General features: G+C 35.2%; 19 protein-coding genes. 17 read left to right on the top strand and 2 right to left on the bottom strand.

What is annotated here, in order from left to right:
• Positions 1–100: 100 nt before the first annotated feature.
• Both AN161_RS16805 and AN161_RS16810 read right to left on the bottom strand, forming a co-directional pair.
• Positions 101–1,099, bottom strand: a complete 999-nt coding sequence (locus AN161_RS16805) for an anti sigma factor C-terminal domain-containing protein (protein WP_053595496.1) — start codon at positions 1,097–1,099, stop codon at positions 101–103.
• Positions 1,092–1,595: an RNA polymerase sigma factor gene (locus tag AN161_RS16810; protein ID WP_053595497.1), complete on the bottom strand. Its 504-nt coding sequence runs from the start codon at positions 1,593–1,595 to the stop codon at positions 1,092–1,094. The genes AN161_RS16805 and AN161_RS16810 overlap by 8 nt, the downstream gene beginning before the upstream one ends.
• Before the next feature lie 329 nt (positions 1,596–1,924).
• On the opposite strand from AN161_RS16810, the gene AN161_RS16815 reads away from it, so the two are divergent.
• The 17 genes from AN161_RS16815 (at position 1,925) to AN161_RS16895 (ending at position 25,333) form a co-directional block, all read left to right on the top strand.
• Entirely contained in the window at positions 1,925–2,617 is a 693-nt protein-coding gene (locus AN161_RS16815; protein WP_053595498.1) for a stalk domain-containing protein, read from the top strand.
• A gap of 607 nt (positions 2,618–3,224) precedes the next feature.
• On the top strand, positions 3,225–5,696 hold the full coding sequence (locus AN161_RS16820; protein ID WP_053595499.1) for an S-layer homology domain-containing protein: 2,472 nt from the start codon (positions 3,225–3,227) through the stop codon (positions 5,694–5,696).
• 244 nt (positions 5,697–5,940) lie between these two features.
• Positions 5,941–7,302: a TraB/GumN family protein gene (locus AN161_RS16825; RefSeq protein ID WP_082340170.1), complete on the top strand. Its 1,362-nt coding sequence runs from the start codon at positions 5,941–5,943 to the stop codon at positions 7,300–7,302.
• Positions 7,303–7,634: 332 nt separating this feature from the next.
• The gene (locus AN161_RS16830; RefSeq protein ID WP_053595500.1) at positions 7,635–8,588 is read left to right on the top strand and encodes a sugar kinase; all 954 of its coding nucleotides are present in this window, start codon (positions 7,635–7,637) and stop codon (positions 8,586–8,588) included.
• A gap of 12 nt (positions 8,589–8,600) precedes the next feature.
• On the top strand, positions 8,601–9,221 hold the full coding sequence (locus AN161_RS16835; RefSeq protein ID WP_053595501.1) for a bifunctional 2-keto-4-hydroxyglutarate aldolase/2-keto-3-deoxy-6-phosphogluconate aldolase: 621 nt from the start codon (positions 8,601–8,603) through the stop codon (positions 9,219–9,221).
• Positions 9,222–9,390: 169 nt separating this feature from the next.
• Positions 9,391–10,551, top strand: coding sequence for a pyridoxal phosphate-dependent aminotransferase (locus AN161_RS16840; protein ID WP_053595502.1), 1,161 nt, complete (start codon positions 9,391–9,393; stop codon positions 10,549–10,551).
• 53 nt (positions 10,552–10,604) lie between these two features.
• Positions 10,605–12,062: an alanine/glycine:cation symporter family protein gene (locus AN161_RS16845; protein WP_053595503.1), complete on the top strand. Its 1,458-nt coding sequence runs from the start codon at positions 10,605–10,607 to the stop codon at positions 12,060–12,062.
• Positions 12,063–12,410: 348 nt separating this feature from the next.
• Positions 12,411–13,409 carry a LacI family DNA-binding transcriptional regulator gene (locus tag AN161_RS16850; RefSeq protein WP_053595504.1) on the top strand — a complete coding sequence of 333 codons (999 nt, stop codon included), beginning with the start codon at positions 12,411–12,413 and terminating at the stop codon, positions 13,407–13,409.
• Positions 13,410–13,547: 138 nt separating this feature from the next.
• Positions 13,548–13,784, top strand: coding sequence for a small acid-soluble spore protein Tlp (gene tlp / locus AN161_RS16855; protein ID WP_053595505.1), 237 nt, complete (start codon positions 13,548–13,550; stop codon positions 13,782–13,784).
• 223 nt (positions 13,785–14,007) lie between these two features.
• Entirely contained in the window at positions 14,008–14,478 is a 471-nt protein-coding gene (locus tag AN161_RS16860) for a GNAT family N-acetyltransferase (protein ID WP_053595506.1), read from the top strand.
• 302 nt (positions 14,479–14,780) lie between these two features.
• The gene (locus AN161_RS16865; RefSeq protein ID WP_053595507.1) at positions 14,781–15,314 is read left to right on the top strand and encodes an RNA polymerase sigma factor; all 534 of its coding nucleotides are present in this window, start codon (positions 14,781–14,783) and stop codon (positions 15,312–15,314) included.
• A complete protein-coding gene (locus AN161_RS16870) occupies positions 15,301–16,914 on the top strand; it encodes a DUF4179 domain-containing protein (protein WP_053595508.1) in 1,614 nt (537 codons plus the stop codon). The genes AN161_RS16865 and AN161_RS16870 overlap by 14 nt, the downstream gene beginning before the upstream one ends.
• Before the next feature lie 674 nt (positions 16,915–17,588).
• Complete coding sequence (locus tag AN161_RS16875; RefSeq protein ID WP_053595509.1) at positions 17,589–19,028, top strand: MDR family MFS transporter; 1,440 nt, start codon at positions 17,589–17,591, stop codon at positions 19,026–19,028.
• Between the two features lie 286 nt (positions 19,029–19,314).
• Positions 19,315–19,998, top strand: a complete 684-nt coding sequence (locus tag AN161_RS16880; protein ID WP_053595510.1) for a DUF554 domain-containing protein — start codon at positions 19,315–19,317, stop codon at positions 19,996–19,998.
• A 601-nt stretch (positions 19,999–20,599) separates the two neighbouring features.
• Positions 20,600–20,947, top strand: coding sequence for a hypothetical protein (locus tag AN161_RS16885; RefSeq protein WP_053595511.1), 348 nt, complete (start codon positions 20,600–20,602; stop codon positions 20,945–20,947).
• A 536-nt stretch (positions 20,948–21,483) separates the two neighbouring features.
• On the top strand, positions 21,484–23,256 hold the full coding sequence (locus AN161_RS16890) for an oleate hydratase (RefSeq protein ID WP_053595512.1): 1,773 nt from the start codon (positions 21,484–21,486) through the stop codon (positions 23,254–23,256).
• Positions 23,257–24,025: 769 nt separating this feature from the next.
• Positions 24,026–25,333: an NtaA/DmoA family FMN-dependent monooxygenase gene (locus AN161_RS16895; RefSeq protein WP_053595513.1), complete on the top strand. Its 1,308-nt coding sequence runs from the start codon at positions 24,026–24,028 to the stop codon at positions 25,331–25,333.
• The last annotated feature ends 185 nt before the right edge of the window (positions 25,334–25,518 follow it).

Raw genomic sequence — 25,518 nt, forward strand, 5'->3', positions numbered from 1 at the left:
AGATTGATCTTTTGTCGATATTTTTACTAAAGCATCCTTTAGTTGAATATGGAAATTTATTCCGAAATCGCGCCTGATTACGGAATAAATTTTAAGTGCCCTATTTTCGATTAGATATTACCCCAAACGTTGATGCTTTAATGTATGTTTGCCCTAGTAAAGACTCCAATTGCTCTGGTGTGCCAGTTACTACGGCCCCAATAATTTTTACATCACTTCTATCCAGGGTTCCATTTTCCCCTATTAAAGATTGATAAACTTGGTTTGTTTCCCACTGAAAGTTCTTCCTTCCTCGAAGATACTCAATGTTTGAAATAAAGGTGTCAACCCCGCTTGGAGAACGTCGTGCTTTTGGTTTTGATTGCTCTGATTGAAATCCATAAATGAACGGAGATTTAGCTCCAATAGTACCCTGACTTTGCTTCATAAAATTCAATCCTTCCCCTGTAAAGGTATCTACCCACCACCAATCTACTTGCACATTAGAAGGTAACTTGCTTTTAATGTCGTCAAAGCTATATGCATTATCAAAAGATATTGCTAGTTCTACTAAAGTATTTTCTTCCAATTGATTGAGTTCACTGATACTGTCTTTATAAACATCGTATGAAATCTTAGGATGATAAAAAAACATTTCTCTATCGCCAGTGTATTCATTAAAAGATTCAATTTGATTTGTTTCTGCTAGTGATTCTGAACCTTCTATTTGGATTGTGTCCGAAATGTAATTATGTGAAATAGTTCCGAATAGATTGTAATCACTTTCGAGAGGTTCCCAAATATAAGGTCTATTCTTATCTCCAAGTACCTTATATGTTGTTGCTTTTATTTTCCCTCCGAACAAATTATCATCAAACATCTGTTTGCTAATTTGAACATTTGGGGAACTAATTTGGTTATAGAACCAAATATCATCCATTACTTCCACGGCACTATTTAATGATAAATTCCTGAGATTGTACCATACTGCTACTAGAACAATTGGCGTAACGATAATCGATATTCCGATAATTTTTATCGTTGACCAAAATTTCGCCTTTCTCATTATTTTTTTCGTCTGTTTTTCATCAAATAAAAAATTATTTTGTTCTTTATTCATAATCAGTGTCCTCCTTAAATCGTTCAGTAAATTCTTCCCTAGCACGTCTGACATGCGTTTTTAGTGTGTTTTCATTCTTATTCATGAGGGCTGAAATTTCTTTGTACGATAATCCCAGCTCATATTTCAGGACTAATAATTCCTGATGCAAGGTGGATAGCGTTTCAAGCGTGTCTCGGATGTCCTGTAATTTTTCTTTTTTTAGGACCTGAATCTCAGGCATGTTAATCAATACTGTCAATTGAACTTCATCAAATTCGGTTGTTGGATGGCGCTTTTCTTTTCTCTTGAGATCATAAAACTGATTGGTGGCCACACGATATAACCAACTCATTACTTTGTCTGATTGAATTCCATTTTTATGTAATAAAAATTTATAACATGTATCTTGAACGATATCCTCTGCATCCTCATGGGTTAATCCACGTTTTCTCAAATAACGGTATAATATGGTTCCTACTTGCTGCAAAAATTCATTCATTGATTGCTTTGCCATGTCTGCCTCCCTTCTGCCCATACAACGCAGAACCTTAAGAAAAGTTTACATATTATAAAAAATTCCACAAATTTTATTGAAAAAGTATAAAAAAGGAAGCTAATAGTTTAATTGCCCTTTTGCAATTCCCTTAGGCTGACAGTAGAATTGCAATATTCCTCCCCAGAAACCACTTAGCCAATAAAACAGGACAAACTTTTCAACAATAGGGCGACACTTAACCTGTAATAAGGATCAGCGATTATTTCCAAACCTTTAAAGCTGTTATGAAATATATGGTATAATTTAGAATAAATTTATGTTGATATGAAATATCAAGGAGTGATTTTGTGAAAAAGCTACTTATCGTAACAAGTTATTTAGGATTTTTTATATTAGGAGGTTTGACCTTTACTATCCTCTCAACAACGGAAGCAGCAAGCAACATGATAAAGATCAGCGTAGTTCAAGATACTATCAATTACTATGTAGATAAGGTTAAAAAAGTACCGGTCGAAGGTCAATCTGGATTTATTTATCAAGGCACTACATACGTCCCAATGCGCTTTGTTGCTGAATCTTTGGGAGAACAAGTGACATGGGATGGAAAAACAAAATCGATTTATATTGGCGATGTTCCAAAATTCATCTCTTTAAAAGATGTAAAACCTATTGGCTATGATGAAGACCACTTATTCCATTATCCAAGTTCAATCGTTATTAGTACGGGGGAAAAGTTTGATCATTCATATCAAGTTGGTGGATATCATGGAGGAGGAGCTGTTCAAGATCATACAGTTGAATACTTATCTAATGGAAATTACAAAGGGTTCGAAACCTATTTAGCGCCGGTTAAAAAGTTAGTGGCTGGATCTTCTGGTATAGGATCCTTGAAAATTTATGCAGATGATGAATTGATTTATAATAGCGGATCAATAAAAGACAAGGTGAAGGTTAATGTTAATTTAGAAGGCGTTTCGAAAGTAAGATTTGAAATTTTAGGAAGTGGTTTAGGGATATTAGACCCTAGATTTATTCAATAAGTAAAGGAAAGTACCAATAGTGGTAGCAGTCTATAAATCTGTAATAAAAGCAATAAGGGATATTAAAAAATTCATACTTAGTTATAAAAACACTCCATTTTGATCACAATTCAAAATGGAGTGTTTCTATTTGTTATTAAATAAAGGTTGAAGAAATACTTTAATTCAGCTTTCACAACAATTGTCTTTGCAGCTACATAAATAGTATTACTTCAGGTTTGTGATAAAAAAATCCTTTTATCGCTCAATAATAAGCCTATTTTTCCTAATCAACACACCTATTATTACTTTAAAAAATTTAACGTATTTTTCGAAAACCTAAATAATTTTTTATGAAAAAATAACCTATTAGCCCAATTTTATAGTAATATTACCTTATTTTTATCGTTTATTTATTGGAATCATAGTAATATTATTGTCTAGTAAAGCAAATTTTGATTGGGAAATATAATCATTATAAGTTTAGAAGATTGCTTTACATATAATTTTTTGTAGTAAATTTATTATTTGCGAAAACTTATTATACATATTTGCGAAAATTAATAGAGCAATAATATTGTTTTCACAGAATAGTATAATTTTATTAAAGTTCTGGAGGAATAACATAATGGCAAAGCAAAACAAAGGTCGTAAATTTTTCGCAACTACAGCTACAGCAGCTCTAGTAGCATCAGCAATCGTACCAGTAGCATCAGCTGCTGAATTTAAAGATGCAGATAGCATTTCATCTTGGGCAAAAGAAGCCGTACAGTTTTTAACTGACAAAGGTTTCATCCAAGGCGATGAAAAAGGAAACTTCAACCCAGCTGGTACGCTTACTCGTGCAGAAGCTGCTGAAATTTTATCAAAAGCATTGGATTTAAAACCTACAGGAACAGAAGATTTTTCTGATGTAAATGAAAATGACTGGTTCTATAACGCAGTGCTTGCAACTTCACCAGAATTATTTGACGGTATGGGCAATGGTAAATTTGAACCTAAAGCTCAATTAACAAGAGAACAAGCTGCTAAAGTTATCGTACAAGGTTACCAATTAACAGGTAAAGCTGATCTTAGTCAATTCTCAGATGCTTCTAAAGCTTCTAAATGGGCTGTATCTTACTTAGAAACAGCTGTAGAAAACGGCGTAATCAATGGTAAAGGTTCATTATTAGCACCACAAGATAAAATCAGCCGCGAAGAATTCGCTACTATGGTAAAACGTACTATCGATGCAGTTGAAGATGTAACACCAGCTGTAGCATCTGTAAAAGGACTTAATGCTAAGGAGCTTGAAGTGAAGTTCAACACAGCTGTTGATGCAAAAGATGCTGCAATGACAACAAAATACGCTATTGAAGGTGTAGCTGTCACTAGCGCAGTAGTATCTGAAGACGGACTGACTGTTACTTTAACGACTGATAAAGAGTTAAAATTAACTAATGGGAAAGTTACTGTAAAACCAATCAAAACTAAAGCAGATGCTAAAGTTCTAACTGAAGAGTTTATCAAACTGCTAACATTTGCAGACACAACTCCTGTTAGCGTTAATTCTGTAGAAGCAAAAGGCACTACAGCTATTATCACTTTCGATGAGCCTGTACAAAGTGAAGGAACAGTAAGCTTAAATGGTACTGAACTTTCTAAAGATCGATATACTTTATCTGGTAAAACATTAACAATCAAAGGCTTAACAGCTGAACAGACTTATAAAGTGGACATTGTTGGGGCTACTGACTTCGCAAACAATATCGCTAATCCTATTGCTGTTAACTTCACAGTTGCTAAAGCAGACGTTGATAGTTCAAAACCAACTGTTTCTACAGCAGTGAACGGTACAGAAATCACGTTTGATTTCTCAGAAGAATTAATGAAACAAAATCTTGATGGAAATGCTACTACTGAAGAGTATGCAAAAGTAACTGTTGGATCAACTGTTTTCTACTTAACAGATGCTGATACTAAAGATGTTTCTGATAAAACTGTATTCACTATCAATGCTAAAACTGCATTAGGTACAGCGACATTTATTAATACAAACATTAAAGTAGAAGGACAAAAAGATTTAGCTGGTAATGCTGGAGATGCATTTGAGTTCAATGCTATTCTAACTAAAGATACAACGCCTGCTACACTTGTATCTGCCTCAACTAAAATGTTAGTAGCTGATGATGTGAATTCTACTACAGACGTAGATGCTTTATACCTTACTTTTGATGAGCCTGTAAAAGTAGATGGAAATTTAACGCTTAAAACTCAAAATGGTGTTGTTTACACAGCTGGAAAAGTAACAGCGGTAAAAGCTGATGCTGGTTTCGACGTAGATGGAAACGGCAAAATTGAGGGTGCTGAGAAAAACACAGTGAAAGTTGACATTGATTTAGATAGCAATTCAACATATACATTTGAATTAGCTGCTGGAGCGGTTAAAGATTTATCTAAAAACGTTACTGCAGATACGATTACATTTAATGTTACAACTGGATCTTTCGAAACTACACCTGAAACTGTTACAGATTCATTAGTATTTGGAACTACACCTGTTGTGGTAACAGATAACAATGTATTTACTGTTGAGTATGCTGCAGATGTGACTGCAACAGCAACAACAGAAGCTAACTACACACTTGGAGGAAAAGAACTTCCTGCTGGAACTCAACTTCAGTTTGTAGATGGTAATAAAAAAGTAAGATTCACTTTACCTGAAGGTTCTATTACTGCTAATGGTAATTATGTACTTGAAGCTAAGAATGTAGTAGATACTAAAGGGAATACACTTAAAAATGGTAAAGCTACAACTCAAATAGCACTTAAAGAAAATATTGCCCCTGTAGCTTCTAAAGTAACTGTAGTAGATAGCAAAACATTTATCGTAGACTTCACTGAAAGTATTGCTGACCAAAATACACCAACAGGTTTAACAGTTAAGATTGCTGGTTCAACTGTAAAACTTACTTCTGCTGTTGCAGCTGGTGGTAACCTTACTGTGACAACTAAAGATCACTATGCTTTAACAGATAATATTGTAGTTGATTTCAAATCAACTAACCTAGTTGATGCGAATAACAATAAAGTTAAAGACGGTTCTGTTTCAAAATAATAAGTTTGCAATGTAAATCGTTCCAATTAGAAAAGCCTTGTGGAGATATCTCTACAAGGCTTTTATTTTTTTTAGAAACCGTATCAGGATTGATATACATATAAAATGGCCAAGCATTTTGTAGTTTTTCAGGTCGATACAAAATTGTAAACATTTTCACATTTAGTATAAAATAGATGGGTATTGTATGGTATAATTTCAAACAGTATTGATTCAAAAATAAGACCAAGGGAGAGAATAGAATATGTTGAAAAAGATAATGAAACGTACAAGTGCTGCGTTGCTTGGTGCTTCATTGATGCTGACAACGGTTGTGCCCGTGATCCATGCAGAGGAGCAATCACCTCCCCTAGTACCATCGATTAGTAATTGGGCGATTGAAACCTTAAACGAGGGTGAAAAATACGGAATTTACCCAACTGAATGGTATTATGAAGGCTTCCTTCAAGAGATCTCGGTGGACAAGGTAAATGAACTGCTGGCATTAACGGAAAAGAAAATTGCCTCACTGGGCTTAGCAGAAAATAAACAGTATAAGCCAGTGAAAGTGAAGAACGATAACACACGCGGTGATATTGTGAAGCGTTTGTATAATATCGTGGCGCGCTATGATTTACCTGTTGGCACAGATGCCATTAAATTTATGAAAGATCATAACATATTACAAGGTTCTTCAAACGGACTGCAGTTAGAGAAAAAGGCAACGACGCAACAGGCTGTTCTACTAGCTGTTCGATTCATTAAGAGTACATATGCGCTTGCAGAGCAAGGAGCAAAAGGGGTAGCCTGGGTAGTGGAGGATGAAGATACACGTGTGTATTTACTGGGGTCCATTCACTTAGGTACACCTGACTTATATCCATTTGATAAAAAACTAGTGTCAGCGTTCGATGAAGCGGATGCGCTGTTAGTAGAGGCAAATATTCTAGATACGAAAGGGCTTGAATACTATACAGAAAAAGCAATGTATACGGACGGCTTAACATTGAAAGATGCAGTTGCGCCAGAAACATATGCGAAGCTTGAGCAAGTCGCAGCGCTTTATGAGCTCCCAATGGAAGAACTGACATTGCAAAAGCCTTGGATGCTCTCTAGCACATTATCATTACTGGCGATGGATGATTCCTTTGGTATGACGCCACAAGATATGGCGATGCACGGTATTGATATGTACTTTTTATTGAATGCACATCTGCAGCAAAAGCCAGTGATTGAATTAGAAGGTACAAAAGCACAAGTTGATATGTTTGACGCGTTATCACCAGAAGCGCAGGAGCAGTCTTTAGTTGCTGTGTTGGATAACATAATCAATCCATCAGAAGAAAATCAATCCGAAATCCTGCAAGAGTGGTTTACAAGCTGGAAGCAGGGGGATGTTGAAACTTTTGCAAAAAGTTTCCAAGCAATGGAAGGAGAATCGTCAGAGTACAATGACATGCTATTTGGTTTACGTGATGAACAAATGGCAAAGAAAATCATGAATGTACTTGAAGAAAAAAAAGGTACGTACTTTGTTGTTGTTGGTTCAGGTCACTTCTTAATCGATAAAAACATTCGCTATCATTTGGAGAAAAATGGGTACAAGGTGAAGCCGTTTTATCAATAAAGAAAAATTCTTTACAAAGTGAATTCTCCGTAAAAGGTAGGCATAAACCTATCTTTTACGGGGAATTTTTTGCTTAAATATTCGTTAGTTACATAATTACAAAAAAAGTTGAATCAAATAAAAGTAATTAAATCTAAACAATCTTTATGGGTCTATATGGTTGTTTTTCAGCTTTGGAATGACAGTTTTCTTTATTAACAATTGAAGAAATGGTAATTTGTTTCAATAATCTAAATAATCAGATTGTCATTGCAACGTAAAAAAAATCGTGTTAGTATTAATAAAACGATTTACTAAAACGATTTACTAAAACGTTTTATTTGCGGAGGGGGATGAAAAAATTGAGAAATAAACGAATTGCAACGATAGGGGATGCAATGGTCGTTTTTAATCCATCTAAGACAGGTCCTCTACGATTCGTTCCTTCCTTTGAGCGAGCTGTGGGTGGTGCAGAATTAAATTTTGCAATAGGTGTTACACGTTTAGATATGGAAGCAAAATGGATTAGTTGTATTGGAGACGATGAGTTTGGCAAGTTAATTTATAACTTTGCGCGTGGTGAAGGGATTGATGTTTCGTATGTTTTACGAACACCCCATATTCCAACTTCTATTTACTTCAAAGAAATTCGAGAAGACGGTGCAGGTAAATCGTTTTATTACCGCAATCCATCACCTTTACTTGAGCTGACAGAAGATCGTATAGATGAGTCAGTGCTTGATGATGTGGACTTATTACATATTAGCGGAGTGTATTTAGCGGTATGTGAACATAACATTCAAGTTGCATTGAAATTGATTGCTTTAGCACAAGCAAAAAATATACCTATATCTTTTGATCCAAATTTACGTTTAAAACTATGGACTATAGAAGATGCCCGAGCGGTATATGAAAAAGTGTATCCATCTATCAATCTTCTTTTAACAGGACAGGATGAATTCGAACTTTTATTTGAAGGGCGTACAGTTAAAGACGTTCAAGAGAGTTATAAAATAGATGAAATTATTGTAAAAAAAGGTGAACAAGGCGCCACTGTTTATACAGCAACTGAACATTATGATCGAGAAGCTTTTTCCATTCGTGCGATTGATACAGTTGGAGCAGGGGATGCGTTTGATGCAGCTTATGTCTATAGCTATTTAAATGGTTACGATATCCCGGAACGTCTTCGTTTAGCCAATGGTGCGGGTGCACTGGTAGCAGCGATTAAAGGAGATAATGAAGGGCTCCCATTCTTGCAAGAATTAAGGCAATTTATCGGCGATGAAAAACTAATTGAGCGTTAGGAGTTGTCAGGAATGCAAAAAATCGAAATTTTGAAAGCGTTGTCAAATGCAAAAGTTGTAGCTGTTATTCGCGGAAGTTCATCTGAAGAAGCGACAGAAATTTCAAAAGGTGCAATTACAGGTGGCATTCGAGCAATTGAAATAACGTATACAACACCTTTTGTTGAAGAAACCTTTAAAGCATTACGCCATAGTGATGCAATAATTGGAGCCGGCACAGTTTTGGATGTTGAGACTGCGCGCCACGCGATTTTAAACGGTGCAAAGTTTGTTGTGAGTCCAAGCTACAACGCTGCGATTGCAAAGCTTTGCAATCGCTATAGCATACCATATTTACCAGGGTGTATGACTATTACTGAGATGGTAACAGCACTTGAAGGTGGAAGTGACATTATTAAATTATTCCCAGGAAATCAATTTGAACCAAACTTTATTAAAACCGTTAAAGGGCCTCTACCACATATCACAATTATGCCTACAGGCGGTGTTAGCTTAGCTAATATGAACGAATGGTTAGATGCAGGGGCAGTGGCAGTTGGGATTGGAAGTGATTTAAACAAAGCATTTGCAAAAGATGGTTATGCAGGTGTTGTTGAACGTGCAAAAGCGTATATTGAGAATCTATCAAACTAGGAGGTAATTAAGTATGAATATGACATTTAGAGAAGTATGGATGAAGAAAACTATCCAAGAAGATTCAAGTAACCTCTTAGAAAGCATAACAAAACTGGTGGTAAAATTTGTTCATAAAATCTATTGGCACTGATAAAAAACTATACTAGCTATTACAGGAGGAATAACTATGAACTATTTATCGAATGTTGCAAAAAATTATCCCGCATCGGCAATTAGACGTATGTTTGAATTAGCCAATCAATATGAAGATGTTATCAAACTAACTGTTGGAGAGCCAAATTTTGAAACACCAGATTATATAAAAGAAGCTGCAAAGATAGGAATAGACGAGAATCTTACCCATTACGTATCCAATGCAGGGACTGATGAACTACGTCAGGCGGTAGCCAAAAAATACACTATTGAATTTGGAGAAGAATATACACCTGATCAAGTTATGGTTGCTTTTGGAGGAATGGAAGCAATTATGTTAGCTTTAGTGGCAACTATCAATCCAGGTGATGAGGTTATTATTGCTGATCCTGCCTACCCTAATTACTTAGGACAAATTCTCATGCTTGGAGGCAAAGCAGTGCCTGTTCCTGTTTATGAAGAAAATGAATTTAAACTGAAAGCAGTGGACGTTGAAAAAGCTGTTACTTCAAAAACGAAAGCAATTATTTTAAATTCTCCAAGTAACCCATTAGGCTCTGTTTTGAATGAAAAAGATATTAGAGAGCTAGCAGAAGTTGTATTAAAACATAATTTAATCGTTATTTCTGATGAAGTGTATGAAAAGATCATTTACGATGATGAAGTGCATTTTAGTATGGCTCAAATTCCAGAAGTGAAAGAAAATGTTCTTATTATAAATAGTTTATCTAAAACTTATGCAATGACGGGTTGGAGAGTAGGATTTGTCATTGGTAATAAAGATATTATTTCTGTTATGCCAAAGATTCAAGAAGGAGTGGCTTCTTGTGTACCGCCTTTTATTCAAAAAGCAGCTGTGACAGCAATTAATGGTCCACAATCTGTTGTTGAAGAGATGGTGACCCATTATAAACGTCGACGTGGAATTTTAATAAATGGATTAAATGAGATTCCTGGTTTTTCCTGTATTAATTCAGCAGGCGCCTTTTATGCTTTCGCAAATATCAAAGAATTCAAAAAGCCATCTGAAGATTTCGCTATAGAACTTTTAAATGAAGCAAAGGTCGCTGTTACACCTGGATCAGCATTTGGAAAGATGGGTGAAGGATATTTACGTTTTTCTTTCGCCAATTCAGATGAGAATTTAATAGAAGCTATTAATCGAATTAAAAGCTATGTAAAAAAGAATTATTAATATTTATAACTTGAGAAACTTAATAAAATCAACTATACAAAGGGGGAAATTTAATGCAAGCGGTTGTTGATGCTATTAATTCTATTGTGTGGAGTTATGCTCTTATCGGATTAATTTTAGTAGTAGGGATTTATTTTACTTTTAGTACTAGATTTATACAAATTAGACATTTTAAAGAAATGATTAAAAGAACACTTGATCGAAGTGTATCAAAAAATAATGTATCTTCTTATCAGGCACTATTAATGTCCATTGCTGGACGTGTTGGTATTGGAAATATAGCCGGAGTTGCAACTGCTATTGGTTTAGGAGGCCCAGGAGCTATATTCTGGATGTGGGTTATGGCCTTTATTGGTATGGCTACTTCCTTTTTTGAAAGTACATTAGGACAAATTTTTAAGGAAAAGGTTGGAGATGAATTTCGTGGAGGTCCTGCCTACTATTTATCTAAAGGATTGGGGAAAAAATGGGTAGGTTCATTATTTGCAATTACTATTGCATTTGCTTATGGATTCCTATTAACTGGTATTCAGGCAAATGGAATAACAGCATCTTTTAGTACAGCATTTAACATTAAGCCTATTTTTACTGCAGTATTTGTTTGTATACTTGTATCAGCAGTTATCTTTGGTGGAGTTAAAAGGTTCGCCAAGTTTTCAGAAGTTGTCGTTCCTTTTATGGCACTTGCCTATATTTTAATAGCTTTAATTATTGTAGTTATGAATATTAGTCAATTACCCGACATTATTGCTTTAATTTTTTCTAGTGCTTTCGGTACTCAGGAAACATTTGGTGGCCTTATTGGTGCTGCGATTGCATGGGGAGTAAAACGTGGAATTTATTCAAATGAAGCAGGTCAAGGGACTGCGCCTCATGCTGCTTCAACAGCCGATGTTTCACATCCAATTAAACAAGGGTTAGTACAGGGAATGGGTGTGTTTATCGACACGGTCATTGTTTGTAGTGCAACTGCATTTATGATTTTGATAACAGGAAAATATAATGTTGAAAATACAGCTGGTGGTTATATAGTGAACCAGATAGGCAATGTTGAAATTGGAGTTGGCTACACTCAATTAGCAGTAGATTCTGTATTTCAGGGATTTGGTAATGTCTTTGTAGCTATTGCAGTATTTTTCTTTGCTGTTACTACATTACTGTTTATTGCATATGTTGCTGAAACAAATATCGTGTATATCTTTGGAGATAATGCAATGCACAAGAATGCATTACGAATCATTGTCATTTTATCTACTTTCTATGGGGGAATGGTGTCAGCTAATTTAATTTGGTCAATAGCTGATATAGGAGTTGGACTTATTACTTGGATTAATGTTATCGGAATTTTCCTTTTAAGAAAGCCAGTTTTAAGAGCTCTTAAAGATTATGAACAACAAAAAGCTTTAGGGGTTGATCCAGTCTTTAACCCAACTAAACTAGGGATAAAAAATGCAACATTTTGGGAAGATAGAAATAAGGAAATAAATCAAGATAAAAATTCAGATATATAATATACTAGAGCCAATAGCCTTCTTCAATCTAAACAGAAGAAGGCTATTTTTATAAAAGTTAATCATAAGTTTGAAATATTTGATACACTATTTCAAAAATAGAAGTTTAAATATAAGACTGTTACACACATCTTTGATTGTATTTTATTTCAATTTATACTATATTTTGATAAAGTACTGGTACCTAGTGAAATTGAACAGAAGCGTAGTGCAGAAACAATGGAAAAGGGCATTGATTTACCTGAACAAGTGTATAACTATTTGAATAGTTAATTTAACCAGTAAAATATGCTATGCTACATAATACCAAGAAGAGTTTTCATATTTATAGGTAGGAGATTGATTTTAGTGAAAAAAACAACAATTGCCGATGTTGCACAATATGCAAATGTTTCGAATAGTACTGTATCGCAATATTTGAATAAGCGATATGAATATATGAGTGCAGAGACTCGTAAGAAAATTGAAGAAGCTGTTGAAGCATTGCAATATCGTCCAAATTTAATGGCTCGTAGCTTAAAACAGAAATCTACCTTTACGATTGGCATTATTGTAGCGAATATTATCCATGACTTTTCAACAAAAATTATAAACGCACTGGAAGCAGAGTTTGATAAAGAAGGCTTCCATATGATTGTATGTAACTCAGCGGATAATCCTAAAAAAGAGAAGAAGCATATCGAAACTTTACTAGAAAAACAGGTAGATGGCTTAATAGTTTTTCCAACAGGAGAAAATAAAAATCTCTATATAAGGCTTCATCAACAAGCAATGCCAATCGTTTTTATCGACCGATTTATTGAGGGAGTAGATATTCCAGCTGTTTTGCTTGATAATTTTTCCGCAATGGATACGGCAGTGGAGACGTTTCTAAAACGACCATTAGCCATTATCACTACATCTTTAACCTTACCGATTACTCCTCGTGTCGAACGTTTAGAAGGATTTCGCCAAGCACTAAGAAATAGAAATCTGTTCATTGATGAGCGCTATATAAAAAATGGTGAGCCAGCTGAGATGGAAGAGATATTCAATCAATTATTTACATTGGAACAACCACCGAAGGGAATAATTGCGGCAAATGATCGAATTTTCCAAGAATTAATGATTTATATAAAAAAACGAAACTTGCACGTGCCTAATGATTTACAGGTGATAGCGGTTGATGATGTACCATATGCAAAATTTGTAACTCCTTCTATCACAACATTGAAACAACCCATCCTACCAATGGCTCAAAAATCGGCTTCACTTCTCTTAACCAAAATCAAAAAAGAACATCTATCCAATGAGCAAAAATTATATCGCTTTAAGCCGATATTAATTCAACGAGATTCGACTAACTAAAATGGCAATCCTCAAGCGGGGGTTGCTTTTTTGTTGTACCGTTAAAATGTATTTATCTTCTCCTTAGTAAAAATTAGTACACATATAAACACACAAACAAGCCAAACTAAATTCATGTCAAAATTTTAGGAGGCTAACATGGCTAATTCAAGACACTCGAAACCAGATGATAGATCCAATAACGTTGAACGAATCCGTGATATCGTTAAAAACACCGAAGAAAAACTTCATGAAGCGGAAATTAGTTTGGAATTTGCAGACCCTATGCAAAGTGAAATGATTAAAGAAAAAAATAAGCGACGTCAAAAGTCAATTGAAGGATTAAAAGAAGAAATGAAAGATGAAATGGCGGCACGTAAAAAAGGAGAAGTGTAGAATTGGAGACTTAGGAAGATGAACTAACTTATCTCCATCTTTCTAATGATAAAAAAGTGCTTGCCTACAAAAGCAGATGGTTTAGAAGTTCTATAATGGACCTCTACATTGCCATCTGCTTGTATTATGAGGTTGTAAATGACTTATTACATCCCATTTTAGAACATGGAATATCAACACAGGTGATTTAAAGCTAGTACCATTAAAGGAAGGGGGTAAGTATATGAAGATAAGATTAGCTAAATTAGATGATTTACAACAATTGTTGTATATATTGAATACCACTACTTTGGATTTACAACAAAAAGGAATACACCAATGGGATTATCCTTGGGATCACAAAAAAATTGCTAATCAAATAAAGAATAATTTCTGTTACGTTTTATTTTTAGATAAAAAAATAATTGGGACCTTTTGCATAAACGATATAGATAATATCAATGAGTTCTCTGTTGAAGTGAAAAGTAAATATCTATCTCAGATTGCTATATTACCTGAATTTCAAGGGAGGGATTTTGGTTCCTCAATAACGCAATTTGCTTGTTCTTTTGTAAAAGAGTTAAAAAAAACACTATATTTAGATTGTTGGGCTGGAAATGAAAAGTTAAAAGAGTTTTATTCAAGAAATGGTCTGGAATACATCGGGGACTTTCCAGAAGAAGACTATTACATTAGTATTTTTAAATATTGCTAAAAATATTACGAGGCTTAGTATGTCAGAAAAAATACATAATATATTTAGGCTAACATCTGATTTCCCATTTTTAAAATTAAATATCGATAAAATTTGAACCTCGCACTTTGATCAATGTTTCAAAATGCGTGGTTTCTTTATGATAGAAGCTTTCTCTTCTATTGTGGTTGTCTTAGTTTTGAATACGAAGTTCACAAAAAAGAATTCAATACCAATAAAGAATGACTTTACCAAAAAAGATGAACCTTTTTCAATAGTCATTTGTTTATAAAGTATAACGCATAGAAAGGAGGTGCCTTGGATTGACAGAGCGTGAATTATTCGATTCTTATAACAAGGATGTATACCGCACATGTTATTACATGCTACGAAACGCACAAGATGCGGAAGATCTCTGCCATGACGTATTTATCACCGTTTTTCGTCAGGATTGGCAAAGCGTTGAGCATACGCGTGCCTGGATCATGCGCATCGCAATGAACCATTGCTTAAACTTGCTAAAACGGAATCAGACTCAGCGTGATAAACAGGGTCAGGTTCAATGGCTTCATGAGCAGGCTACATTTTCAATTAAATCCGTAGACACGATTGTAGTAGAAAAAACAGCTCAGGAAGAATGGGAGGAACTACTGAAGCAACTACCAGACAAATTAATGGCAGTTGTTACCCTCCGCTATATCGGTGAGCTATCCATGGCAGAGATCGCTGAAACCCTGCAGATTCCTGTGGGAACAGTGAAGTCGAGACTCCATAAAGCATTGAAAATCATGCGCAAAAAGCTTGAACACAAAAACAACTTATGGTTGAAGGGAGAGAACCAATTTGGAACGCATTGAGAAAAAGCTTAAAAACCAAATGAAGGCATCAAATAATGTCGATTACCCTGACTTTGATCAGATGTGGAGCAGTATCCAGCAGGACGAGCTAAAGGTTGCTGGGGGTGAACCAGTTGTGCTCCGTCCTCGAAAAAGAAAGCGCTTTGCATTGGTTGCAGGGCTATCTGTAGCTTTGATGGCTACACCAGTTTATGCAGCTCTGAATTATGACTGGTCCAGCATGCTTTCGCATAGGGAAGGTATTCAGTCCGCGTTAGAGAAGGGCTTAGGCCAAACGATTGAGCAGTCCGTTACAAAGGAGGGTGTCACGTTAACCGTACATACGGCGTTTATAGACGAGAACAGAACCGTATTGCTGTATAGTTTGAAACCTGAAACACCCCAGGATGTAAATGATGTAGATTTTGAAGTGATCGGACTAAAAGATTCAAAGGGTAACTTTATCGAAGGCAATTATTGGGGTAAATGGAATGGAGAGATTGGTGAATTCCAGGGGTATTTTGAAACGGACTGGGTTGGCAAAGGGCAGACGACCGATGTTGAGTTTATAATGGAGAACATGCGATTGATCAACAATAAGAAGCAGTCCATCAGCTATAATCCTAATGACTCTACTACGCAAGTGTTCCCAATTCAAAAGGATGGGCTGGGTAGCGTGACCTTGCAGTCTTTTGAACAAGCTGAAGGTAAAGTTCTCCTAAAATCAGCCGTTACGCTTACGGATCCTGAATTGGAGAACAGATGGATCAATTTCGAGGCAATCAATAGTGCGGATAAATCTGTTAAAAAAGCGGAAAGTTCTTCTTTCGTAGACATGGGAGCAAACATGAGTCAAATATTCAAGTCTAACACCTTACGTGAAGAAGGAACTAAATTCCAGCTTTCTTATGATCACATACTAGAAACAAAAGAAAGTACTTGGAGCATAAATATGAATCTTTCCAAAAAACAGTTGGAAAATGGGTCATTTAAGCAAGTGCTAGATATCCCTATGGACAATGTGCCTGGCGGAACGAAAATCCACGAAATGAAGGTTACACCAACCCAAGTTCGTTTGAAAATTACTCAAGAAGACTACTACACTCTTCCTTTTAGAGAGTATCAACTAGATGTAGGTGGAACTCTGTTAAATGGGTATTTTATGGGTAAAGGACAAGAAGAACTACGCTTTGAAGTGGTAGGGCTAGATGCAGCTTCTCTGGCTAATCAGCCTATAACCCTCGTCGCGAAGCACCGTATCGATAGTTTTTACGGAGACGAGAACGACAAACCAATCCATTTGACTGACATATCAGAAAAACATCAAACTACAACGTCTAGCATTGCGGGGTATCCAGTCTCATGGACTTATTATTTGAAGGACAATAACCTCTATGTGGAAACCTTGAGCTCAGACCCGACGTTTGATGGAGTCGATCGAACTTATTATTTGGACGGTAAAGAACAGATCTTAGGGGAACCAGAATCTTATGATGAAAGTAATAAATCTATGGACGTTTATGAGAAATTCGACAAGAAAGAGCTAGATATTTACATTTATAGTTATGGAATCAATAAGCCAAATGAAGAGCTTCGTATTCCACTTAAGTCTGGAAAATGACCTGCATTAGTATTTCGGAAGTTCAAAGGTGATTTAAAAGAATTTGTATTTATTGAAAATCTAACTCCTGCTATAGATAGTCCTATTCATATAACTAAATGAAGTAACGTAAAAGCCCAATTTCTCTATATTAATTTGCAGAGAAGTTGGGCCTTTTAATTTAAGTAACAAGCTCTTTTAAATGCGAGTAGCTATAACGTCTTTTTGCTACTTGCTCAGTTTACAACTTTATTATCTCTTCACATCTGCTGTGCTTTGTAAAAAAGGTAGATAATTTGTATTAAAGCTTGATAAAAATCACTTCATTTAGCTATTCTTTGAGGTGGTTTTTTTTATGGATATTTGTGTTAAAATTAATGATTGTCTTGTGAATTATTTAATGAGCAATTATCAAGAAGTTTAATAAATAGCTTTTCTTTTTCATTAACGAGGGCGATTGTTCAATTAGAGCGATCGCTTTTTGTGCTAATCGGGGCAGATTAGTTGAAGTACATAATGTTGATGAGGGAAAAATTAATGGGGTCTGACGATAATTGTTTTATTGATATCCGTTTCAATGGTGGAGATATTCAATTTGACGTTTTAGAAGATACATAGTTATTAGTTGATATATAATAAAAAATACTTAGTTATATATTGGTTTTTTTAACTAGATGGAAGTGAAAGGGAAAAATATGAGAAAAAAAGTTATTTTATCATTAATGTTAATGACATTTCTTTCTGCTGTTGAAGGAACAATTATTAGTACAGCAATCCCCCGTATAACGAATGATTTGTCAGGCGTCGAACTTGTTAGTTGGGTTTATGCAATTTATATGCTTGCCACAGCTGTTTCGACTCCAATCTACGGGAAACTGGCTGATTTATTCGGTCGTAAAAAAGTTTTACTTATCGGAGCTACAATATTTTTAATTGGCTCTGCACTTTGCGGTATCGTTACATCGATGGAACAGCTCATCGTCTTTCGTGCCCTTCAAGGTCTAGGTGCTGGCGCTATTATGCCAATAACAATGACAATCATTGGTGACTTATATAGCGAAGTGAAAGACCGTGCAAAAGCACAGGGGTGGATTAGTGCTGTTTGGGGTATCTCTGGTGTTATCGGACCATTAGTTGGCGGATTTTTAGTTGATTCCCTTTCTTGGCGCTATATCTTCTTCTTAAACGTTCCATTTGGAATTATCGCTTGCATAATGATTGTCATTTATTATAAAGAATCTATTAAGCCTGCTAAGCATCATATCGACTATCTTGGTGCAACAGTATTCTCATTAAGTACAATCGCTCTACTATACGCGTTATTAACAGGTAGCAGTAAGCAAAACTGGGGGGACATGACAATTATTGGCCTCTTAATCTTTGCAGCTCTTTCATTCATTATTTTCTTATTCATTGAGAAAAAATCTCCGGAACCATTAATTCCGCTAGCACTTTTCTCTAACCGTACATTATCTATTATAAATATACTAACGCTTATTTCTGGTGCAATGATTATTAGTATTACAATGTATCTTCCAATTTGGAGTCAAGGTGTATTAGGGAAAAATGCGACAGACGCCGGACTCATTTTAATGCCACTACCTGTAATGTGGACAGTTGGCACTATTTTTTCAGGTAAATTAGTTGGTAGCTTAAATACGAAGCAAATCATTCTACTTGGAGCTAGCGTTCTTTCGGTTGCTGCCTTTTCATTATTTACATTGTCGACAGATTCACCAGCATTCCTCATTTATGTTGCAGTTGGATTATTCGGCTTAGGAATGGGGCTTATTACACCTATCTACATGGTAACAATTCAAGCGGCTGTTCCAAATAATACGCGCGGGACAGCAATTGGTTTAAACACATTTATCAATACGTTTAGTCAAACATTAGGAGCTGCAGTTTTCGGGGCAATGTTCAACACGATGATTCATGCACGCGGTATTAAAAACCTTGACCTTGTAACTTCTGGTGGGCATGAAGGAACTACAGCAAACGTAGTAACCGAATCGCAAGAAGCATTAGCTTCAAGTGTACATTTTATTTATATGGGTACTTTTATATTAGCACTAGTAACTTTAGTAGTTGTTTGGTTCTTATTAAAACCATCCACACAAACTAGTGAGCAATAAAAAATAATATAAAAATAAGCTGTGAAGAAATTTTTCTTTATAGCTTATTTTTTTAGAGTGATTATATAAAATCATTTAAATTACTGGTTGAGCCATATAAGAATCGAGGATATGCTTGATAAAACTGCCACTAATAACGGTCAATGAACTGTATTGTGATAAGATAAATTAAACATATCTTATGACTAAAGGAAGATTTGAATGGAGAATCGATTTTCAATAGGGGAAATGGCTAAGCTTCATAATACATTTGGGTTAAGATTATTATTTAATAGGAGAAATGATTATGATTGGAACAATATTTAATACAATGATGATAATAGTCGGGAGCATTGTGGGAAGCATCTTTAAAAAGGGGATAAAAGATGAATATCATAATATTTTAATGCAGGCTATGGGACTAGTAGCTATGGGGTTAGGAATAAATGCACTAGTACAACATTTACCTTCAAGCAAATATCCAGTGCTCTTTATTGTAAGTTTAGCTATAGGAGGTTTACTAGGTCAAAAACTAAAGTTAGAAACAAGATTTAATGCTTTAGTAAATAAGTACTCTAAGGGTAATTTAGCTGAAGGGTTATCGACTGCTATTTTATTATTTTGTATTGGAACTTTATCAATTTTAGGTCCCGTTGAGGCTGCGTTAAAGGGAGACTATACATATCTGCTTGCAAACGGTATGTTGGATGGAATTACTTCAATTGTTTTAGCTTCTACTTTTGGTATTGGGATAGCTGTTGCAGGAATAGTATTATTTGTATGGCAAGGTTCTATTTATTTAATTGCGATATTAATGGAGAATTCTTTAAGCAATGATCTTCTAAATGAAGTGACGATTGTAGGAGGTATATTAATATTAGCTTCCGGTTTAAGTATTTTGGGGATCAAGAAATTTAATACGTTAAATCTTCTGCCATCATTAATGATTCCTCCTATAGTATTTTTGATTATTCATTTAGCCCAATTATAATTTTTATTAGATATTGCATTTAGAGGGCTTTAGTTATCAATTGTATCTGTAAATGTACTTAGGGAGCTATGTTAAGTAAATTTACAAGAATTATCCAACTTAATTTAAAATATCCTTTTAATTTATTGACAATTCAAATAAAGGGACTATAATAATTAACAAGATTTGCATAACGAAAAATTGTTGATAACGATTTGGAGTATAAGAGTAAAAGCGTTGAAGTTAAAGCCTCCGGCGGATGTCACGGAATCGGAAAGGAGTTCTTTGTGCAAGCACAAAGCCGATTCCAGACGCAATTATGCCGAGGCATAATTGATTGGAACTTACAGAAAGTAGCCGGTCGATGAGAGGCGCAAGGAAAGTTAAAATGAATACATCTTGGAGCTGCGTACCGAACTTTAGTAGGATACGACGGGTTTGCATCCGTAATCAATGCAAAGGTATCGCTTTAGCCGTACCTATTGAGAAGGGTTATGTGAATAATTCTTAAATTAAGGTGGTAGCACGTTCATACACGTCCTTTAGGTTGATTCCTAAAGGGCGTTTTTTTTGCTCTTATAGAACTTGCAATATTAATTAAGAATTCAAGGAGTTGTATTGTATGTTTTTAAAACCAGAGGAACAATTAGAAATTATTCAAAAGGGTGTAGACAAGATTGTTAATGAAGGAGAGATGCTAGCAAAGTTCGACCATTCCTCAAAGAAACAAATTCCCGATAATATACCCTCAATGTTAATTGAAATAGGGAAAGAATCTGTACTAGATATTATTCCATCATTAATTGCTAAAAACTATATTAAAAGTAAAAGTGAATTTATGCGATTAATTAAACAAAATGACGTTTCTTTAAATGGTGGAAAACTTACAGTAGATGATACTGACAAGATATTGATGAATGAGGAGGTTTTACAAATTGGGAAGAAACGATTTATACGATTTATAAAATAAGGGAGCCAGATTGAATGATCTTCCTTTCGGAAATTAAAGAGAAATTTTAAACACTTTTATAACCATCTATCAAAAAAATGATAGATGGTTATTGTATTTCTAGGGGACATGCCTTAAGAAAGCGTCAACTGGGATAAATAACAATTGTCCTTGTGAATTTTGAATGCTGAATCACCTTTTTATTTTTTTAATATAATAATTATGCAAGGCTACCCTCAAAAGATTGTACACTTTAACCCTTAAGGACGGCCTTTTGTGATTAATATATAAAAGAAAATCATGCAATTATCCAAGTGCTTTAATGTTTAGTACAGATAATCTCTACAAGAACAATTTATTGCATAAATCCTTTGATGCAAAAGATATCGATAAATAATTTATAAAAATGCAATGAAATGTTGTGTCAAATTAGAAGGATATATATTTCTATAGTTTACCTTCGAAATTGAATTTTTTGTTAAATTTTCTCGCATTTTACCATCATCGTGCTAATTAATGGTATGCTATATCACAATAATAGTTATGGAGGCGGTATTATGTATTACAGTAACGGTAATTATGAGGCTTTTGCACGTCCTAAAAAACCAGTGGGGGTTGATGAGAAATCAGCATATCTTGTTGGTTCGGGGCTAGCTTCACTTTCAGCCGCATGTTTTTTAATTCGTGATGGTCAAATGAAGGGAGAGAATATTCATATTCTCGAAGAACTAGATATCTCAGGTGGTAGCCTTGATGGTATTTTAAATCCGACAAGAGGCTTTATTATTCGTGGTGGTCGGGAAATGGAAGATCATTTTGAATGCCTATGGGATTTATTCCGTTCAATCCCATCTTTAGAAATAGAAAACGCTTCTGTTTTAGATGAATTTTATTGGTTAAATAAAGAGGATCCTAACTATTCAAAATGTAGATTGATGGATAATAGAGGACAAAGACTTGAGGATGATGGGAAGTTTACATTATCTGATAAAGCATCTGAAGAAATGATTAAATTATTCTTTACTCCTGAAGAGAAATTAGATGATAAAAAAATTACAGATGTTTTCTCTGAAGAGTTCTTTGAATCGAATTTCTGGCTATATTGGTCTACGATGTTTGCTTTTGAAAAATGGCATTCTGCAATGGAAATGCGTCGTTATATTATGCGTTTCATTCACCATGTAGGGGGTCTACCTGATTTATCTGCTTTGAAATTTACAAAATATAACCAGTACGAATCTTTAGTACTTCCTATGATTAAATATTTGGAAGGCCATAATGTTGATTTTCAATTTAATACGGTTGTAGAGAATGTTTTAGTTGATAAAGTTGGCGATAAAAAAGTAGCTCATACTTTAGTGTTAAGACAAAATGGTGTGAAAAAGAATATCGAGCTAACAGAAAATGAATTAGTGTTTGTTACAAATGGTAGTATTACGGAGAGTACAACATATGGTGACAATAATACGCCAGCTCCTATAAGCACTGATTTAGGCGGAAGCTGGTCACTTTGGAAAAACATAGCTTCCCAAGATTCTGAGTTTGGTAAACCAGAAAAATTCTGCGATAACCTACCTGAAGAAAGTTGGTTTGTTTCAGCAACACTAACTACATTGGATGCTAAAGTTGCTCCGTATATTGAAAAAATAAGTAAAAGAGATCCATATGCTGGCAAGGTAGTTACTGGTGGTATTGTAACTGCTACAGATTCTAATTGGATGCTAAGCTATACGTTGAACCGACAACCTCATTTTAAAGATCAACCAAAAGACCAATTGGTAGTTTGGATTTATGGTTTACTATCTAATAAACCAGGTGATTTTATTAAAAAGAGTATTACTGAATGTTCTGGAAGTGAGATAGCACAAGAGTGGTTGTACCATATGGGTGTGCCTGTAGACGAAATACCAGATTTAGCACAAAATTCTTGTAATACAATTCCATGTTACATGCCTTATATAACATCTTACTTCATGCCTAGAGCAATGGGAGATCGTCCTTTAGTTGTCCCTAATGGATCTGTTAACTTAGCCTTCATGGGGAACTTTAGTGAAACTGAAAGAGACACAGTATTTACAACTGAGTATTCAGTAAGAACAGCAATGGAAGCTGTTTATCAATTGTTAGATATTGATCGAGGCGTTCCAGAAGTATTTGCATCTACTTATGATATTCGTACTTTATTGTCTTCAACTGCTCGCTTACTTGATGGTAAAAAGTTAACAGATGTAGATGCTCCATTTATCTTAAAACAAATAGGTAAATTTGGTATTCATAAAACGAAAGACACGATAGTATATGATTTACTTAAAGAAAGTAAATTGATTTAACAAACTAACATCAAGTATTGTTAAAAAATTAAATTTAGAAAAAAACGGCTTGTTGATTACACCGATAATCACAGGCCGTTTTTATTTATGGGATAAAGCTTTATTGTATAAAAAAGATGTGCTGTTTCATACCAGCATAAAACCACGAAACGAAAGCCATTTTAGTTTTTTTATGGATATCACGATAAGTATAGTCCTTGATTTTGTTATTATAGAAACTTATAATGAAAATGATTATCATTATCATTAATGTTTTTTATGTTCGAACGATTGATATTTTGGTGTGGTAGTAAAAATGGGATCCTCACCATAACGTGTAGTTGATTTCCGTTCCGACTGAGTGCTTTGTTGCTGACGCTTCGCTTTCGCACAGATAAAACATTGTTGCTGACGCTACGCTTTCGCACAGATAAAACATTGTTGCTGCCGTTACGCTTTCGCGCAGAGCTTCCTGGGGGCGTCCGATGAGACGCTACGCTTGCGCTCCAGGGTCTCGGGCCAACAGATGTTTTTTGCGGGAAAGCGAAGCGGCAGCAGAGGGTTTTGTTTGTGCGAAAGCGCAGCGACAGCAACAGCACCGACGTTGGTCACGAAGGCGTTATCACAGGACGTGATGGTTTTAGCCTTCGTTCCTCTATAGCTAATCTCCAAGGAGTCGCCCAGCCTCCACTCCAATCAACAAGGTATACGTTTTAACAAATGTCATCCCCAACTTTTGGTGATGAGCCAAAAATGTGACAATAAACTAATTATAGGAAGGTGTGTACATATGTCTTTAAAAAAACAACTTTGTATTGGATTAACATTGTCCTCTAGTAAAAAAGATAAAGAAAATATGCAAATGGATGATAATAAGTTTTATTCAGGAATTGAAGAGCAAATAGAGTTAGCTAAGCGTGCAGAAAAAGCAAAGTTAGATTTTGTATTTAAAGCAGATTATTTAGTGGCCCACCCTGATTTGATTGCTCGTAATAGGGGATCTGTAATTCTAGATCCAACACTATTTTTTACGGCTATTGCTCGTGAAACTAAAAAAATTGGAGTCGTTACAACTGCTTCAACATCTTTCAATCCACCTTATATATTAGCGCGACAATTACAATCTTTAAATTGGATTAGTAATGGGAGAGTAGGATGGAATATTGTGACATCGATTGAGGGTGCTGAAAACTTTGGGAATGAGAAGATGCCAGCATCTGAAGAACGGTATGCAAAAGCCGCAGAATGCACGGAATTGGTAAAGAAACTTTGGAAGAGCCATCCTTATGAAGTTTTAGAAGTAGATAGTGCAGATGCCGCTGAAGTGATTAGAGAAATGATACAGCCGATTGACCATGAGGGGGAATTTTTTCATGTAAAAGGTCCTCTTAATGTCCCTGAGCATTTTTCGGGAACAATGCCTTTATTTCAAGCTGGTGCTTCAGAGTCTGGTCGAAACTTTGCTGCTTCAGTTGCCGATGCGATTTTCGCTGCAACGCCAGATATCGAGTCAGGGATTGAATTGTGCAAAGATTTAAAAGAGCGGGCACAAGGGCATGGCCGACAACCAGATGCCATACGTGTATTACCTGGTCTATATTTCTTTATTGGCGATACGTATGAAGAAGCACAAGAGATGTATCGACAAGCTAATCAGCATCTCACGATAGAGCGAAGATATGCTTTAGCTGAAATGGTTCTCGGCTTGAATCTTAGAGAGTTAGCATTAAATGAAAAAGTCACTGCGAATATTCTTCCGGATGCTGACCAAGCTGTGCGTAGTAAAACGCATGCGGATTTATTACGACGATTTATTATTAAAAACGAACCAACTGTTGAACAGTTGCTTGAAAGACCAGAAGTAATTGGTTCTTCTCATTGGGTGGCTATTGGTACACCACAAGAAATTTTTCAACAAATCATGGAAAGATTCGAAGCAGGCGCACTGGACGGATTTATTGCAATCCCTGGAGGACCTCCAAAATCATTAGATCTCTTCTTTAGTGATGTGATTCCTTTATTTGTGGAAGCTGGAGTATTCCGAAAAGATTACGTAGGTTCAACTTTACGCGAACATTTAGGGATATTTGAAGCTTAAAAAAGTTAAGTGTTTATTCAGGCTTTATTTTAAAAGAAAGAAAGCTGATTCAAAGTAAAATGTACCCTATAAGATAGACACTTTGAAAAAAGTCTATCCTATAGGGTTCTTTTGTTTATAATGAGAAAAAAGATGTCGGAGCGGAATGAAATGACGAAAAGATTATTTACAAAAAAAGAGCAAGA

It is taken from the genome of Lysinibacillus sp. FJAT-14222, from assembly GCF_001278875.1.
In the GTDB taxonomy this organism is placed as follows: domain Bacteria; phylum Bacillota; class Bacilli; order Bacillales_A; family Planococcaceae; genus Lysinibacillus; species Lysinibacillus agricola.

Coding starts and splice junctions, on each gene's coding strand:
- tlp (WP_053595505.1), top strand. CDS start 13,548: ATGGCTAATTCAAGACACTCGAAACCAGATGATAGATCCAATAACGTT.
- AN161_RS16835 (WP_053595501.1), top strand. CDS start 8,601: ATGCAAAAAATCGAAATTTTGAAAGCGTTGTCAAATGCAAAAGTTGTA.
- AN161_RS16825 (WP_082340170.1), top strand. CDS start 5,941: ATGTTGAAAAAGATAATGAAACGTACAAGTGCTGCGTTGCTTGGTGCT.
- AN161_RS16840 (WP_053595502.1), top strand. CDS start 9,391: ATGAACTATTTATCGAATGTTGCAAAAAATTATCCCGCATCGGCAATT.
- AN161_RS16805 (WP_053595496.1), bottom strand. CDS start 1,099: ATGAATAAAGAACAAAATAATTTTTTATTTGATGAAAAACAGACGAAA.
- AN161_RS16890 (WP_053595512.1), top strand. CDS start 21,484: ATGTATTACAGTAACGGTAATTATGAGGCTTTTGCACGTCCTAAAAAA.
- AN161_RS16885 (WP_053595511.1), top strand. CDS start 20,600: ATGTTTTTAAAACCAGAGGAACAATTAGAAATTATTCAAAAGGGTGTA.
- AN161_RS16820 (WP_053595499.1), top strand. CDS start 3,225: ATGGCAAAGCAAAACAAAGGTCGTAAATTTTTCGCAACTACAGCTACA.
- AN161_RS16830 (WP_053595500.1), top strand. CDS start 7,635: ATGAAAAAATTGAGAAATAAACGAATTGCAACGATAGGGGATGCAATG.
- AN161_RS16845 (WP_053595503.1), top strand. CDS start 10,605: ATGCAAGCGGTTGTTGATGCTATTAATTCTATTGTGTGGAGTTATGCT.
- AN161_RS16880 (WP_053595510.1), top strand. CDS start 19,315: ATGATTGGAACAATATTTAATACAATGATGATAATAGTCGGGAGCATT.
- AN161_RS16860 (WP_053595506.1), top strand. CDS start 14,008: ATGAAGATAAGATTAGCTAAATTAGATGATTTACAACAATTGTTGTAT.
- AN161_RS16810 (WP_053595497.1), bottom strand. CDS start 1,595: ATGGCAAAGCAATCAATGAATGAATTTTTGCAGCAAGTAGGAACCATA.
- AN161_RS16895 (WP_053595513.1), top strand. CDS start 24,026: ATGTCTTTAAAAAAACAACTTTGTATTGGATTAACATTGTCCTCTAGT.
- AN161_RS16875 (WP_053595509.1), top strand. CDS start 17,589: ATGAGAAAAAAAGTTATTTTATCATTAATGTTAATGACATTTCTTTCT.